Genomic DNA, 14,176 nt, shown 5'->3' on the forward strand with positions numbered 1-14,176 from the left:
GACTTTGTCAACACTCTGGGGCCGGTACATAAAGTACCGGCCTGTTTTTTTCAAGCAAGCCTCTCTTTAAACTGTTATTTTTGCGACTGATACAAAGCTTCTATTACTTTCATGTTGTTATATGTGCTTTCTGCTGAATAGACAGGATCTTTATCATTCAAAACACAATCGGAAAAATGTTCTACTTGAATGAGGAACGGATCAGCTGCAAATGTTTTATGCTCTAATACTTCACAATTAACATCTTTTAATATGACTTCACCGACACCGCCGTTTGGATTCGTATCTGCCCGATAAGCAAACGGCACTTCAATATGGCCCTTAGTACCGGATACGCTGTAGCGATTTGATTTCGCTTCCTCAAAACTGCAGTCAATCACTGCATCCACACCTTCAAACGTTAAAATCGCCGTTGACGAAATATCAATTCCATCTTCTTCAAGTAAGCGCCCATTTGAGAAAACTTTGCTCGGTTCGGAATCTAATATCATCCGGCTCGCATGGACGCAGTAGCAGCCCACATCAAATAAACTCCCGCCGCCTAGTTCTTTGTTTAAACGGATATTATCAGAGCTTAAATCCAGCGGGAAGGAAAAGGTGGAGCGAAAACGCTTCACTTCACCGATTGCTCCGTCTGCGATCAGCTCTTTAACGTATTCATGCTGCGGATGGAATTGATACATGAATGCTTCCATCCATTTGACGTTGTATTCTTTTGCCGCTGCACCCATCGCAATAACATCATCAGCAGTCGTCGCCGCCGGTTTTTCAACGAGAACATGTTTGCCGTTCTTGATCGCTTCAATGACCCATTTTTGATGCAGGGCATTCGGGAGCGGAATATATACCGCATCGATATCCGGATCTTTTAACAAGGTTGAATAAGATTGATAGAATAACGGTGCCCCCCAATCAGCCGCGGTTTCTTCAGCTTTTCCGCTCTCACTCGCTACAGCTGCTAATTCAGCGTTCGCGGCTTCTTGAATCGCAGGAACCATATTTTTCTTTGCGATGTTCGCACTTCCTAAAATACCCCATCTGACTTTATCACTCATATTTTATCCGCTCCTTTAATCAAAGATGTCTTCTTTAATACTTTTTCGAGACAGATAAGATAAATTCCTTGTCAGCTGGAAAATTTATCTTCCGGCAGATAGATTTTCACGTTACGTTAAACTTCAACGTTTACGCCTCTGCCGCAACGGTAATAGCACGTATGCAGTTCATATTTTTGACGGGATGATGATAAAATGAAAGATCGAATTTCTGCTAATATTGTATTTATAATATCCGCTTTGATTGTGTTTTCTGTCGTATTATGGGGGGTTTTATCTCCTGAGAATATGACCGGTGTCATGGATTTAATTATGCATACAATGATCGAACAGTTCGGCTGGTTTTATGTCTTGGCGACAGCGCTATTTGTCGGCTTTTGCCTGTTTCTCGGTTTTGGCCCTTACCGGCACATGAAATTGGGAAAGAAAACAGAAGTTCCGGAATACAGTTATTTTACTTGGCTCGGCATGCTGTTTGCGGCCGGAATGGGTGTCGGCCTCGTTTTTTGGGGAGCCGGAGAGCCTTTGTCCCATTTTGAAGAACCGTTTAACGGCGCCGCACCCGGTTCCGAAGAAGCTGCCGCAGATGCACTGTTGTGGAGCGTATTTCATTGGGGGATTCATCCTTGGAGCATTTATGCGATCGTTGCGTTAGGATTGGCTTTTGCAAAATTCAGAAAAAATCTGCCCGGCATGGTGAGTTCCGCTTTTTATCCGCTTCTCGGCAAACATATATATAAATGGCCGGGCAATATGATTGATATCCTCGTTATTGTCGCGACGACGGTTGGAATTGCTACATCATTTGGAATGAGCACAATGCAAGTGGGGATCGGTTTATCTGAAGTATTCGGAATTGCCAACAATGAATTTTTGTACTTAATGATTATTCTAGTTGTCACGCTGATTTTTATTATTTCAGCTGTTTCCGGTTTGAATAAAGGGATGCGCTTTTTAAGTATTTCCAATTTAGGTTTGGCGGGGATATTGCTGATTGCAGCGCTTATTCTCGGACCGACAGTATTTTTGCTGGAACATATTCCGAAAACATTCGGCAGTTATATTGCTGCGCTTCCAGATTTAAGCTTATTTACTACACCTTACAGCAGCAATGAATGGATGGGGGACTGGACGTTATTTTACTGGGCGTGGATTATTTCTTGGAGTCCGTTTGTCGGCACGTTTATTGCCAGAGTTTCACGGGGAAGATCGTTGATCGAATTTATTTTCGGCGTGCTGTTCGTTCCCGCAGCCTTAACCGTTGTTTGGTTCGTCGCTTTTGGCGGCACAGGCATTTATTTTGAAATGAACGGGATGCCGGGGATTGCTGCAGAAACAGCGGCTAAACCTGAAATCGGTTTGTTTCTCGTTTTGCAAAACCTCCCCGGCGGGCTGCTGCTAAGTATCGGTGCGCTGATATTAATTGCTATTTTCTTTGTCACCTCAGCAAACTCAGCGACGTACGTGCTTGGCGTTTTCTCTTCCGGCGGAGATTTGGATCCGCGCAATCTTACGCTTGTTGTATGGGGCCTGCTTATTTCATCGATTGCGACTGTCCTGCTGTTAACCGGCGGATTGGAAGGGATGCAAGCAACGGCGACGATCACAGCTTTTCCGTTCACATTTTTAATGCTGTTTATGATGGTCGCGATCTTCCGGTCGTTAAAAATCGAAGGAAGAGAAACGCATCAAGTCGACCCGAAAGAAGATTGGTAATTGCAAATGGGTAAGGAAATTTTGCGGGAAAATTATAATGTTTGTTTAAGGGAGTGAGAACGGGATGAACGATCAACTCATTTTACAAATTGCCGAAGCAATGCAAAAATCGCAAAAAACCGTCGTTTTAAGCGGTGCTGGTATGTCAACAGAAAGCGGCGTTCCTGATTTTCGTTCAAAGGACGGTCTATGGTTTAATATGAAACCGCAAGATGTCGCTACAGTTGAGGCGTTTGAACAACAATATGATACATTTCACTCGTTTTATCAGCAGCGGATTCACGATTTAAAACAAATCGAGCCGCACATCGGCCATAAGACGATCGCAAAATGGCAGCAGTTTAATCTCGTGGACTTAGTTGCAACCCAAAATGTCGACGGTCTTCATGAAATGGCCGGATCTGATCCTGTTGCGCGTCTGCACGGCTCCATCCGCACGTTTCATTGCGCGGATTGTCAAAAGGCTGTCACCGAAGAAGATTATTTAAGAAAACAATGTCCGAAATGCGGTTACGGGCGCGTAAGGCCGGATATCACTCTCTTTGGCGAAATTCTTCCGCAGCGCGATTGGGAGACGGCATTGCACGAAATCAAACAAGCGGATTTAGTTATTGTTATCGGAACAAGCCTGGAAGTATACCCGGTCGCCGAACTGCCTTCATTAACATCCGGTAAAACCGTATATATAAACAAAGAAGCACCGCCGCTGGCTTCAGCATTTGACATTGTTTTGGAAGGAAAAGCCGGTGAAATATTGCAGGCGATCGACCGCGCTTTATAAAAGATGATGATTGACGCCTGTTCGCAAAGGGTATTGGTTACCAAGGAGGTGGGTCCGATGAAAAAAAGGGAGGAAGAGCGTCAAGCACACTTGGAGTACGATATGGCTGTGGAACTGATGATCAGCGAGGGCGGACCTGTTTATGAGCATGCTGAAAAATACCTCAAACGTGTGCGAGCTGAAGATGAGAACGATGACAGTGATAATAAAGAAACTCACTAATAAATGCAGTGTGATATGCTTACAAGGCAGCCTCTTTTCGGGAGAGGCTGCCTTATGATGTATACGGCAGCAAAATGAAAAACCCGCAAACATGTTTGCGGGTTCGTTCACGATTTAAGGGACTCAACCATTCCACTTTTCAACTCAGATCATTTCGCCCGGTTAGGCACGGTCTTCCATTTTCACACAGATCGTTGGAAAAGTGTGTCGGTTCCGTGAATGTCTAACCTGCTCCCGTAATTCTGTTGAGGAACTGTTTTTGCTTCATTCCCGAATGTTAACAGTGCTGTTGCATCTGAAAAAATGAATCGTTTATTCAGAAAAATCCAACTCTTATTAACATCAAGATTTTTGCGCCAACAGATCGATAACATTCAAACGGTGCAGTCGAGATGAACATGCAGGCTTCAAATATTATTCGATGCCTTTGTTCAAATGGGGTGCGTAAATACGGAATCAACGCATGGCTGAGTCTCTTAAACCGTGAACTTTTTTTGCTTAAGTTAATTATAACAGAATATTCAGAAAAGTAAACAATTAAATGATAAAAAATCAAAAAAATTTATTTTTCTCCTTGCTCTATAGTGAAAGATAACAACTTCGGGTATAATCTGTTGTGCGCTCAGCAAAACGGATATAACAGCAAATTATTTATAAAGGGAGATGCTTGCTATGAAAGTAACTGTCAGCGTGCAAGAGGGGAAAAAAGCTGAAGAAGTTTTATTGTACAGCGATGCGCTTACGTACTTTTGGACTTTAAAGTATGACGAGATTCCCGGGAGTGCTGAGCTTGGTGAGAAGTATGAAGTTTCACTCGACGGCCGCAGATTAGTGATGATTGAACAAGCAACGGAAACGCCGGGACAAATCCGGCGCCGAGCCGAAAGACGCTTAAAAAAGTTTCGGAAGCGATAAATTGGCCGAAGCTGTCTTTCTTGACCATATACCGCCGTAGGTATAAAATGAGATGTAGCCTGTCAGTGTGAATGAAAAAGGAGAATGATCTATGTTTTGGCAAGTGTTAATCCTCATCCTGCTGTTCAGTGTCATTTACTACTCGATGCGTTACATCCCGCTTAAAGGGGTTAATCAAATTTCCGCCTCATCATTAACTGAGTTTACAACCGGGACAGATGTAAAAAATAAACCGTTAGTGATCGATGTCAGGGAATTTCACGAAGCCAAGCGCGAACCGGTCCGCAACAGCACAAATATACCCCTGCCTTATTTAAAGCGGCATTATCCGCGTGAGAATAAGTCTCCGGTTCTTATTGTCGGTAAAGACAGTGTCGAGATCAATCTTGCAGCACGTTTTTTAAAAAAGAAAGGGTTTTGCGTCGCCGGCTGTACACAACTTACAGCAGGCCGGTCCGCCGACTGCAGAACCGAATCGAAACAGCAGCCAGTGTGTAACGATGCGCCGTAAAAAACGGCGCATCGTTACAAAAGCTGCTGAATATCTTTTTCAATCTCTTTAGGTGATGTTTTCGGTGCATACCGCTTCACGACGTGACCGTTTTTATCGACGAGAAATTTCGTGAAATTCCATTTGATATCTTTTACAAAGTTTCCGCGCGCATAGCTTTTTAAGTGTTGAAACAGCGGCTCAGTATCTGGGCCGTTCACTTTAATTTTTTTAAAAAGCGGAAACGTCACCCCGAAATTCCGCTCACAAACAGCACTCATTTCATCATCTGTAACGGGTTCTTGATGAAGAAATTGATTGCAAGGAAACCCCAGAACTCTCAGCCCTTGTTCGTTGTAAGTTTGATGCAGCGTCTCCAAATCTTTGAATTGGCCGGATAAGCCGCATTTTGTCGCTGTATTGACAATGAGCAGAACGTTGCCGCGGTACTCTTCCAAGGAAATATTTTCACCGTTCGGTTTTTGTACAGCGTAATCGTAGACGGAACTCATATTATTTGACCTCCCAGCAGTTTTTAAAAACTCTCTTTTTATCAGCTTACCAATCTTTCTGACGTTAAACAAATTATTCGTTTAATAACTTGCCTAACGCATAACGGCGCCGCCGGATATTTTCAGTGATTCACCGACGATATTTTTTCCGGCATCGCTCAATAAAAACGCGATCGTTTCCGCGACTTCAATCGGTGCGGTTATCCGTTTGGAGGGGAGGCCTTCTTCAGTTTTTTTGCGCATTTCTTCATAGCTGATATGTTCACGCGACGCTTTTTTTTGTAAAATTGATTCTGCCATATCAGTATCGACAAAACCCGGACAGACAGCATTCACTCTAATGCCGTATTCCGCTGCTTCAAGAGCGAACGATTGAGTAAATCCGATTAAAGCAAATTTCGAAGCGCTGTAGGCAGTATTCCCATACGTGCCGCGTAACCCTGATAACGAGGAAACATTGACAATTGAGCCGGTTCTGTTCGGTTTCATATACGCATAAATGTTCTGTGTAAACAGTACAACGGCTGTATAATTCACCGTCATCACAGACGTCAATTGATCTTCTTGAAGGTTTTCAACTGTATCTCCGCCTGTGATCCCGGCACAATTAACAAGACCATCAATCGCTCCGCCGGCTTGAACTGCTTGATCGGCAATCCATTCACGATCCTCCCGTTTTGTCAGATCTCCTGCAACAGTATGTAATCGGCCTTTTTCAGCATGTTGTTTTAAGTCGGCTAAAGCTTCTGCGTTACGTCCAGTCGCCGTCACAACAGCTCCATGACTTGTTAAAAACATCGCTGTCTCTCGGCCGATCCCGCGAGTAGCTCCAGTAACGACATAATGCTTGCCTTGAAACGCTTGTGCGTTAAATACACCCACGCTTTCACCTCCAATGATACGTCTTTTGTATGTATTTCCTTTTTACTTGCAGATCAAACGTTTCCGGCTTGCTTTTCCGGTAAAAAATTGAGATAATGTCTTGCAGTTTAATTGCATATGACGCTGAATATATGATAAAAAATGAGAAGAATGAAAAAAGGAAAGAGGGTTAGTATGACACGACCGTCCATTTACGGCTTGACGTTTGCCGAACTGCAGGATTGGTTTACAAATAGAGGATATAAATCATTTCGTGCCCAGCAAGTTTGGGATTGGCTGTACCGAAAACGCGTCACATCTTTTCAGGATATGACGAATATTAAAAAAGAGTTAATTGATTTACTGGAAGAAAATTTTGTTTTTGAAACATTGGAACTTCACTCGAAACAAGAATCTGAAGACGGGACGAAAAAGTTTCTATTTAAACTGCAAGACGGCAATTTAATTGAAACAGTGTTGATGAAGTTTGATTACGGAAATTCGGTATGTGTTACGACACAGGTCGGGTGCAATATCGGCTGCAGTTTCTGCGCAAGCGGATTGCTCTCTAAAGACCGCGATTTATCCGGGGGCGAAATCGTCGAACAAATTATGAAAGTCCAATTGGATATGGACCGCCAAGAAAAAGAAGAGCGGGTCAGTCATATTGTTGTGATGGGGATCGGCGAACCGTTTGATAACTATGCCAATTTAATGACGTTTCTCCGCGTTGTGAACAGTGACCGAGGGCTCGCGATCGGCGCCCGTCATATAACTGTTTCGACGAGCGGAATTGTAGATAAAATTTACCGCTTTGCAGAAGAGCAGCTGCAAGTTAATTTAGCTGTTTCTTTGCATGCACCGAACAACCACCTGCGCACAGATATTATGAAAATCAACCGCAGCCAGCCGATCGAAAAAGTGATGGATGCTGTTGACTATTATTTAGAAAAAACGAACCGGCGTATTACGTTTGAATACATTTTGCTCGACGGAGTAAACGACCGTCCGCAAGAAGCTTATGAGCTGATTGAATTACTCAAGGAAAGGAAAAAACTGACCTACGTCAATTTGATTCCTTACAATCCGGTAGATGAGTATATTCAATACCAGCAAAGCACAAAAGGCTCCATTTTAACGTTTTTCGAAATATTGATGGAAAACGGTATTCAATGCGGCGTCCGCCACGAGCAAGGCTCAGACATTGATGCCGCCTGCGGTCAGCTCCGAAGTAAACAAATGAAAAAAGATCGAGAAAAAGCGAAAAATTAATCTGCTGAAAAGAGGCTGTCCATTATAGACAGCCTCTTTATTTAAAGTTTTTTTAAAAGGCTCCGGCTGTCCTCGTATTCAGCACCAGATTATTTCTATTTGGACCCGTTTGGGTTTGCTGTTTGTTTTCGGTTTTATTCAGCAGTTAAAGGGGAGACGACGATGATTGATCATGACAACACTGACGGGCAAGATAACGAAAGCCGCGGGCAAGATGAACCGGTTTTCACAGACGGTGAAGATCATTATACATGGGATGAGTGGTTTCATCCCCCGGAAGAGGGCGAAGACGAATCTCCGCCGGTTAAAAAATCTAAAAAAGGCATGAAATATACCGTGATCGGCGTCGTAATTATTGCGCTTTTGACGAACGTCTTTCAATGGTGGCCGCAAATTTTCAGTCTTCCCGCCGCGGAATTTGTCGAAGTGTCTCGCGAACTTTCTGAACGGGAAGATATAGAGCAGTACAAAGACGGTGTGGTCGTTATTCACGCAGGCGATTCAAAAGGCACAGGGTTTTATATCGATGAGGGAGACGGATATATCATTACTAACGATCATGTCGTCAGAAATAATCCGTATCCCGTCGTCACTTTTAAAAACGGGGATTCCCACCAGGCTGAAGTGGTCGCTAATGAGCCGGAAACAGATATTGCCGTCTTATCAATTGATAACGTAGCAACAGAACAATATGCGTTTACACTGACTGATGAGATCGAACGTGACGCTTCTGCTTATATCATCGGCAATCCGTTGTTTTTTAATCATATCGCTAACCAAGGTGAAATTATCGGCACGTATGAAACGGATCAGATTGACGGTGAGGTGTTGATGATCGATGCGCCGATTTATCAAGGCAGCAGCGGAAGTCCGGTAATTAATGAAGACGGAGACGTTTTTGCGGTCATATATGCGACGGTGCGAACTGAGATTGAAGGGGAAGAGAAACGGATTGGTCTTGCTGTATCTTCATCATCTTTTAAAAAAGAATTGTTCACAGGTGATTAATATTACCCTGCACGGCTGGAAATTTGCTATGATATAAAGGAGAACAAAGTTTGTCAATAAAGATCGGAGGACACAGGAAATGAAGGACCGTCTTATAGGTGTAAACACTCTTTATTCGGGGATGCTTTTGGAGTATGACATTCTTGATGATTATGGACATATATTGCTTCATAAAGGCACACTTTTAACAACTGACTTAATACAATCATTAACAAAGACCGGTCTGACATACGTCCGCTATGAGAATGCGCAAGATGAAGAAGAGAAATACGATTGGCTGCAAAAGAACAATTTCATTGCTTTTTTACAGCAAATTACTTTTTTAAGCAGCGATGAACTGGCTCTTGTATCCGGAATTAACGGCAGTGCTGCAAATTATCTCAACCGGACGGAAGAATGGATCGGGCGCATGCATAATGAGTGGTTTTCAGTTCATCTGAATATCTTAACCGATGATCGTAAACAGTACGCCGATTCAGTTATTAACAGATTAAACGGGCGGTTTGCCGAGATGTATGATGAAGGAATGTTTTATACTTATGAGTTTTACTACGACGGAATACAGCTGTTGAAATCGTTGGGGCAGGCGTGGGCTGATACATTTTCGTCGATTTACACGCCATATCCGGCCGGAACCGTGCTGACTTTTGAAGAAGAGATTGATTGTCTCGTGATTGATGTTTATCAGGATGAGCCGGACAACCCGCTTATTAAGCCGATTTTACAAGTTAACGGGAGCGATCCTTATTTTTTAAAACGCTCCGAAAAAAACCTCATTGCCGTGCAGCCGTTGGCCGTTGTTATGCCGGATTTACCGGAAGAATAACCGTAAATCCTCACGAATTCATTATGAACTGTGCTGATTTAAGAGTCAGTATGTTATGATATGAAAAGTAATATTCATGAGACGGAGGGGTCAAGACGTGAGTGATCGAGTAAATGATATCAAACTGTTTTCCTTAAATTCCAATCCTGCTTTAACGCAAGAGATTGCGGAGTATATCGGAATTGAGGTGGGACAATGCTCTGTTAAACGATTTAGTGATGAAGAAATACAAATTGCAATTGATGAAACAGTGCGTGGCTATGATACGTATATCGTACAGTCAACATCTGAACCGGGCAACGAATACTTAATGGAATTGTTAATTACGATCGACGCCTTAAAACGAGCTTCAGCTAAAACCATTAACATTGTTATGCCTTATTACGGTTATTCGCGACAAGATAGAAAAGCAAATTCCCGCGAACCGATCACAGCAAAACTAATTGCGAATTTGCTTGAATCTGCCGGCGCCTCCCGTGTGATATCGGTAGATTTACACGCACCGCAAGTGCAAGGGTTTTATAATATTCCTGTTGATCAGCTGAAGGCGAATTGGCTTCTAGCTGATTATTTCAAACAGAAAAGTCTCTCAGATGTGGTCGTCGTTGCGCCTGAAAACGCGGGAACAGCTCGCGCCCGCAGTTTGGCGAATGAACTTGACGCACCGATCGCTCTGATTGATAAACAGCGCACCGATGAAGATTTCACCGTTCAAGGGCAATACATTATCGGTGAAGTAGAAGGGAAGACGGCGATTATTATTGACGACATGATCGATACCGCGCGCACGGTTACATCAGGTGCATTAGCCCTTAAGGAATTCGGAGCGAAAGAAGTTTACGGCTGCTGTACGCACGGTGTTTTGTCTGAACCGGCTGTAGAACGGATCCGTGAATCTGAGTTAAAAGAAATTGTTATTACGAATACGATTTATCAGCATGAAGAAAAACATGATCCGAAAATTATATCGCTCTCAGTAGCAAGCCTGCTCGGCGAAGGAATCAAACGGATTCAAAACAATGAATCGGTCAGCTCGCTGTTCGGCTAAACAAAAAACGCTCTTTCCCGGATTGGGGAAAGAGCGTTTTTTTACGCATAAACCGGTGTACCGACTATATTCATCAGCCGTTTTGCACGTTCAACTTCCGCCTCTGTCGGTGATTCCACACCTTCAAGCGGATACGGGATTCCGAGTTCTTCCCATTTGTAAATGCCCATTTTGTGATACGGCAAGATTTCAACGCGTTCAACAGAAGCGAGGCTCGAAATAAACTGGCCGAGCTTTTGCAAATCTTCGCTGTCATCCGTTTTGCCCGGTACGAGAACGTGGCGAATCCACATTGGCACCTGTTGATCAGAGAGCTGCTTTGCAAAGGACAAAATCTGACGGTTGCCGCTGCCGGTAAGCTCTCGGTGCTTTGTTTCATCTATCTGTTTGAGATCGACAAGAAACAAATCCGTATAATTGAGAAGTTCTTGAAACTCCGCTTGAAACGATTCTGTTTCTGAATAACAGCCTCCTGAGCTGTCAATCGCCGTATGAATGCCGAGTGATTTCAATTTTTTGAAAAGATCAATCAGAAACGGCATCTGTAATAACGGTTCGCCGCCGCTGACTGTTACACCGCCGCCGGAATGCTTCATATACGGGAGATACTTTTTGATATCGGCAACAAGATCTTCGGTGTCATGGAATTGCCCGGCATTACGCTCCCACGAATCGGGGTTATGACAATATTGGCATCTGAGCAGACAGCCTTGTGCGAATATAATATAACGGATGCCCGGTCCGTCAACCATGCCGGTTGTCTCAATGGAATGAATACGACCTTGCATAATAAGTTCTCCTTTCCGGTGGCGGTTTAATTACTTAAATTGTTTCATGGAATGTGCGGTTAATCACATCTAACTGCTGTTCGCGTGTCAATTTGATAAAGTTAACAGCATAGCCGGAAACACGCACAGTCAGCTGCGGGTATTTTTCCGGTTGATCCATTGCATCGATGAGCGTCTCGCGGTCAAATACGTTTACGTTTAAATGATGACCCGTTTGATCCATATAACCGTCCAGAATAGCTGACAAATTCGCTTTCTTAGTCAGGTCATCTTTGCCGAGTGCTTTCGGGACGATTGAAAACGTATTAGAAATACCGTCCAGCGCTTGATCATAAGGCATTTTTGCCACGGAATTCAAGGAAGCTAAAGCTCCGCGCTGGTCGCGCCCGTGCATCGGATTTGCCCCTGGAGCAAAAGGTTCACCGTCTTTTCTTCCGTCAGGCGTATTGCCGGTTTTCTTTCCGTACACAACATTTGATGTGATTGTCAGTATCGACATCGTAGTCTCTGCGTTTCGGTACGTGTCATGCTTTTTCAACATAGCAGAAAATTTCTCCACGAGCGATTTGGCAATTAAATCGACACGGTCATCGTCATTGCCGTACTGCGGATATTCACCTTCAATTTCAAAATCAACTGCCAATCCGTTCTCATCGCGGATGACCCGGACATTACTGTGCTTAATAGCACTTAATGAGTCGGCAGCGACAGATAAGCCTGCGATCCCTGTTGCCATTGTCCGGCGGACATCTTTATCATGCAGCGCCATCATGATCCGTTCATAACTGTATTTGTCATGCATGTAATGAATAATATTCAGTGTATTAATATACAATTCAGCTAACCAATCCATGACGGTTTCAAACTTCTCGCTTACTTCATCATAATCAAGATACTCTGAAGTAATCGGTTCAATGCCGTCAACGACCTGCATGTTCATTTTTTCGTCTACGCCGCCGTTGATTGCGTAAAGCAAACTTTTTGCCAAGTTGGCGCGCGCTCCGAAAAACTGCATCTGTTTGCCGATCTCCATCGCTGATACACAGCAGGCGATTCCGTAATCATCGCCGTATTCCGGCCGCATAATTTCATCGTTTTCATATTGAATCGAGCTTGTATCCATTGACATTTTTGCGCAATAGTGCTTGAAATTGTCTGTCAATTTCGGCGACCACAGCACAGTGAGGTTCGGCTCCGGCGCTGGCCCTAAGTTTGACAGTGTATGCAAAAATCGGAATGAACTTTTCGTCACGAGCGGGCGTCCGTCTTCTCCGATACCGGCAATCGATTCCGTAACCCACGTCGGATCCCCGCTGAACAACTCGTTATATTCAGGGGTTCGCGCGAATTTCACAAGCCGGAGCTTCATAACGAAATGATCGACGAGTTCTTGCGCTTCTTCTTCTGTCAAGCGGCCGTTTTCAAGATCCCGTTCGATGTAAATATCAAGAAACGTCGATACACGTCCGAGACTCATTGCCGCACCGTTTTGCTCTTTTATGGCGGCCAAATAGCCGAGATAAAGCCACTGGAAGGCTTCAAGAGCGGTTTCTGCCGGGCGGGAGAGGTCAAAACCGTACATTTTACCGAGTTCAGTCAACTCCTGCAAGGCTCTTGTTTGTTCTTGAATCTCTTCACGGAGCTGAATCGTTTCCGCCGACATTTTGCCTGTAACTTGATTGAGTTCCGCTTGCTTGGCAGAAATTAATTGATCCGTGCCGTAAAGAGCGACCCGCCGGTAATCACCGATAATGCGCCCGCGGCCGTATGCATCGGGGAGCCCCGTGATAATTCCGACTTTACGCGCTAATTTCATTTCCGGGGTATACGCGTCAAACACACCTTGATTATGCGTTTTTCGATGTTTTTTGAAAACTTCATCCGTTTCTGCTGCCATTGTATATCCGTAAGATTCCAATGCATTGTGCGCCATACGTATGCCTCCGTATGGCATCAGGCCGCGTTTGAAAGGAACATCTGTCTGCACGCCGACGACTTTCTCTAAATCCTGATTTAAATATCCCGGGCCGTGCGATGTAATCGAAGATACGATCGTCGTATCTAAATCGTATACACCGCCGTTTTCACGCTCTTTTTCCGTGAGCTCCATAACTTTGTCCCAAAGATTTTCCGTAGCTTGTGTCGGGCCGGCCAAAAAGCTTTCATCACCGTCATACAATCTGAAGTTCTTTTGAATAAAGTCGCGCACGTTTATAGTATGTTGCCAATCACCGTTTTCAAATCCCTGCCATGCTGTTTTTTGGATCGATTCCATTTCCATTGCCATTAAAATCGCCTCCGTTTAATAATAAAGATATAATGTGAATTATTTCACGTTATCTCCTAGTTTCAGTATAGTATAGATTTTTTTTAACTCAAGGAAAAATTGTGACGCTTTAATGAATATTAGTACAGTATTTAATTTTGAATATAACAGATTTTGAGTTTATCGATGTTTTCGTTTTCATCTCTTTTGTTAAAGGAGATAATATTTTCAAACAGATGAATCGGATTTAAAAAAATTGTGATACAGGGTGAATGCTGAACTTTTTAACTGCGTGGGCGGAGAGAGGGGTGTAACCGAAATTGATTATTTTTAAATTCAAAGATGCATTTATCAATAAGCAAGAATAAAGCTGCCGCCTCGTTGCAGAAGGCGGCAGTCAGAGTGTTGACAAAGTT

The 14,176-nt window shown here is 43.6% G+C and carries 14 protein-coding genes; 9 read left to right on the forward strand and 5 right to left on the reverse strand.

Going from position 1 to position 14,176, the window contains the following annotated elements:
- Positions 1-74: 74 nt before the first annotated feature.
- A complete protein-coding gene (locus EDD67_RS13665; RefSeq protein WP_093072171.1) occupies positions 75-1,055 on the reverse strand; it encodes a Gfo/Idh/MocA family protein in 981 nt (326 codons plus the stop codon).
- Positions 1,056-1,250: 195 nt separating this feature from the next.
- On the opposite strand from EDD67_RS13665, the gene EDD67_RS13670 reads away from it, so the two are divergent.
- The 5 genes from EDD67_RS13670 (at position 1,251) to EDD67_RS13685 (ending at position 5,200) form a co-directional block, all read left to right on the forward strand.
- Entirely contained in the window at positions 1,251-2,771 is a 1,521-nt protein-coding gene (locus EDD67_RS13670; RefSeq protein WP_121438762.1) for a BCCT family transporter, read from the forward strand.
- 64 nt (positions 2,772-2,835) lie between these two features.
- The gene (locus tag EDD67_RS13675) at positions 2,836-3,552 is read left to right on the forward strand and encodes an SIR2 family NAD-dependent protein deacylase (RefSeq protein WP_121438761.1); all 717 of its coding nucleotides are present in this window, start codon (positions 2,836-2,838) and stop codon (positions 3,550-3,552) included.
- Positions 3,553-3,609: 57 nt separating this feature from the next.
- Complete coding sequence (locus tag EDD67_RS14030) at positions 3,610-3,774, forward strand: hypothetical protein (RefSeq protein WP_154718732.1); 165 nt, start codon at positions 3,610-3,612, stop codon at positions 3,772-3,774.
- A 672-nt stretch (positions 3,775-4,446) separates the two neighbouring features.
- Positions 4,447-4,689 carry a hypothetical protein gene (locus EDD67_RS13680; protein ID WP_121438760.1) on the forward strand — a complete coding sequence of 81 codons (243 nt, stop codon included), beginning with the start codon at positions 4,447-4,449 and terminating at the stop codon, positions 4,687-4,689.
- A gap of 91 nt (positions 4,690-4,780) precedes the next feature.
- On the forward strand, positions 4,781-5,200 hold the full coding sequence (locus EDD67_RS13685) for a rhodanese-like domain-containing protein (RefSeq protein ID WP_121438759.1): 420 nt from the start codon (positions 4,781-4,783) through the stop codon (positions 5,198-5,200).
- 14 nt (positions 5,201-5,214) lie between these two features.
- On the opposite strand, the gene EDD67_RS13690 is transcribed toward EDD67_RS13685, so the two are convergent.
- Together EDD67_RS13690 and EDD67_RS13695 are read right to left on the reverse strand one after the other, a co-directional pair.
- Positions 5,215-5,691: a glutathione peroxidase gene (locus EDD67_RS13690; RefSeq protein ID WP_093072176.1), complete on the reverse strand. Its 477-nt coding sequence runs from the start codon at positions 5,689-5,691 to the stop codon at positions 5,215-5,217.
- 93 nt (positions 5,692-5,784) lie between these two features.
- Positions 5,785-6,573, reverse strand: coding sequence for an SDR family NAD(P)-dependent oxidoreductase (locus EDD67_RS13695; protein ID WP_121438758.1), 789 nt, complete (start codon positions 6,571-6,573; stop codon positions 5,785-5,787).
- Between the two features lie 174 nt (positions 6,574-6,747).
- On the opposite strand from EDD67_RS13695, the gene rlmN reads away from it, so the two are divergent.
- The 4 genes from rlmN (at position 6,748) to EDD67_RS13715 (ending at position 10,706) form a co-directional block, all read left to right on the forward strand.
- Complete coding sequence (gene rlmN, locus EDD67_RS13700) at positions 6,748-7,824, forward strand: dual-specificity RNA methyltransferase RlmN (RefSeq protein ID WP_093072178.1); 1,077 nt, start codon at positions 6,748-6,750, stop codon at positions 7,822-7,824.
- Positions 7,825-7,986: 162 nt separating this feature from the next.
- Positions 7,987-8,832, forward strand: coding sequence for a S1 family peptidase (locus tag EDD67_RS13705; protein ID WP_121438757.1), 846 nt, complete (start codon positions 7,987-7,989; stop codon positions 8,830-8,832).
- A gap of 79 nt (positions 8,833-8,911) precedes the next feature.
- Entirely contained in the window at positions 8,912-9,658 is a 747-nt protein-coding gene (locus EDD67_RS13710) for a hypothetical protein (protein WP_121438756.1), read from the forward strand.
- 76 nt (positions 9,659-9,734) lie between these two features.
- A complete protein-coding gene (locus EDD67_RS13715) occupies positions 9,735-10,706 on the forward strand; it encodes a ribose-phosphate diphosphokinase (RefSeq protein WP_162843812.1) in 972 nt (323 codons plus the stop codon).
- A gap of 41 nt (positions 10,707-10,747) precedes the next feature.
- On the opposite strand, the gene pflA is transcribed toward EDD67_RS13715, so the two are convergent.
- Together pflA and pflB are read right to left on the reverse strand one after the other, a co-directional pair.
- Complete coding sequence (gene pflA, locus EDD67_RS13720) at positions 10,748-11,494, reverse strand: pyruvate formate-lyase-activating protein (RefSeq protein ID WP_093072182.1); 747 nt, start codon at positions 11,492-11,494, stop codon at positions 10,748-10,750.
- 34 nt (positions 11,495-11,528) lie between these two features.
- Positions 11,529-13,769 carry a formate C-acetyltransferase gene (gene pflB / locus EDD67_RS13725; protein ID WP_318271985.1) on the reverse strand — a complete coding sequence of 747 codons (2,241 nt, stop codon included), beginning with the start codon at positions 13,767-13,769 and terminating at the stop codon, positions 11,529-11,531.
- Positions 13,770-14,176 lie beyond the last annotated feature (407 nt).

It is taken from the genome of Salisediminibacterium halotolerans (assembly GCF_003814815.1).
Classification (GTDB): domain Bacteria; phylum Bacillota; class Bacilli; order Bacillales; family Salisediminibacteriaceae; genus Salisediminibacterium; species Salisediminibacterium halotolerans.

Coding starts and splice junctions, on each gene's coding strand:
- EDD67_RS13665 (WP_093072171.1), bottom strand. CDS start 1,055: ATGAGTGATAAAGTCAGATGGGGTATTTTAGGAAGTGCGAACATCGCA.
- EDD67_RS13715 (WP_162843812.1), top strand. CDS start 9,735: ATGAGACGGAGGGGTCAAGACGTGAGTGATCGAGTAAATGATATCAAA.
- EDD67_RS13680 (WP_121438760.1), top strand. CDS start 4,447: ATGAAAGTAACTGTCAGCGTGCAAGAGGGGAAAAAAGCTGAAGAAGTT.
- pflB (WP_318271985.1), bottom strand. CDS start 13,769: ATGGAATCGATCCAAAAAACAGCATGGCAGGGATTTGAAAACGGTGAT.
- rlmN (WP_093072178.1), top strand. CDS start 6,748: ATGACACGACCGTCCATTTACGGCTTGACGTTTGCCGAACTGCAGGAT.
- EDD67_RS13690 (WP_093072176.1), bottom strand. CDS start 5,691: ATGAGTTCCGTCTACGATTACGCTGTACAAAAACCGAACGGTGAAAAT.
- pflA (WP_093072182.1), bottom strand. CDS start 11,494: ATGCAAGGTCGTATTCATTCCATTGAGACAACCGGCATGGTTGACGGA.
- EDD67_RS13675 (WP_121438761.1), top strand. CDS start 2,836: ATGAACGATCAACTCATTTTACAAATTGCCGAAGCAATGCAAAAATCG.
- EDD67_RS14030 (WP_154718732.1), top strand. CDS start 3,610: ATGAAAAAAAGGGAGGAAGAGCGTCAAGCACACTTGGAGTACGATATG.
- EDD67_RS13710 (WP_121438756.1), top strand. CDS start 8,912: ATGAAGGACCGTCTTATAGGTGTAAACACTCTTTATTCGGGGATGCTT.
- EDD67_RS13670 (WP_121438762.1), top strand. CDS start 1,251: ATGAAAGATCGAATTTCTGCTAATATTGTATTTATAATATCCGCTTTG.
- EDD67_RS13685 (WP_121438759.1), top strand. CDS start 4,781: ATGTTTTGGCAAGTGTTAATCCTCATCCTGCTGTTCAGTGTCATTTAC.
- EDD67_RS13705 (WP_121438757.1), top strand. CDS start 7,987: ATGATTGATCATGACAACACTGACGGGCAAGATAACGAAAGCCGCGGG.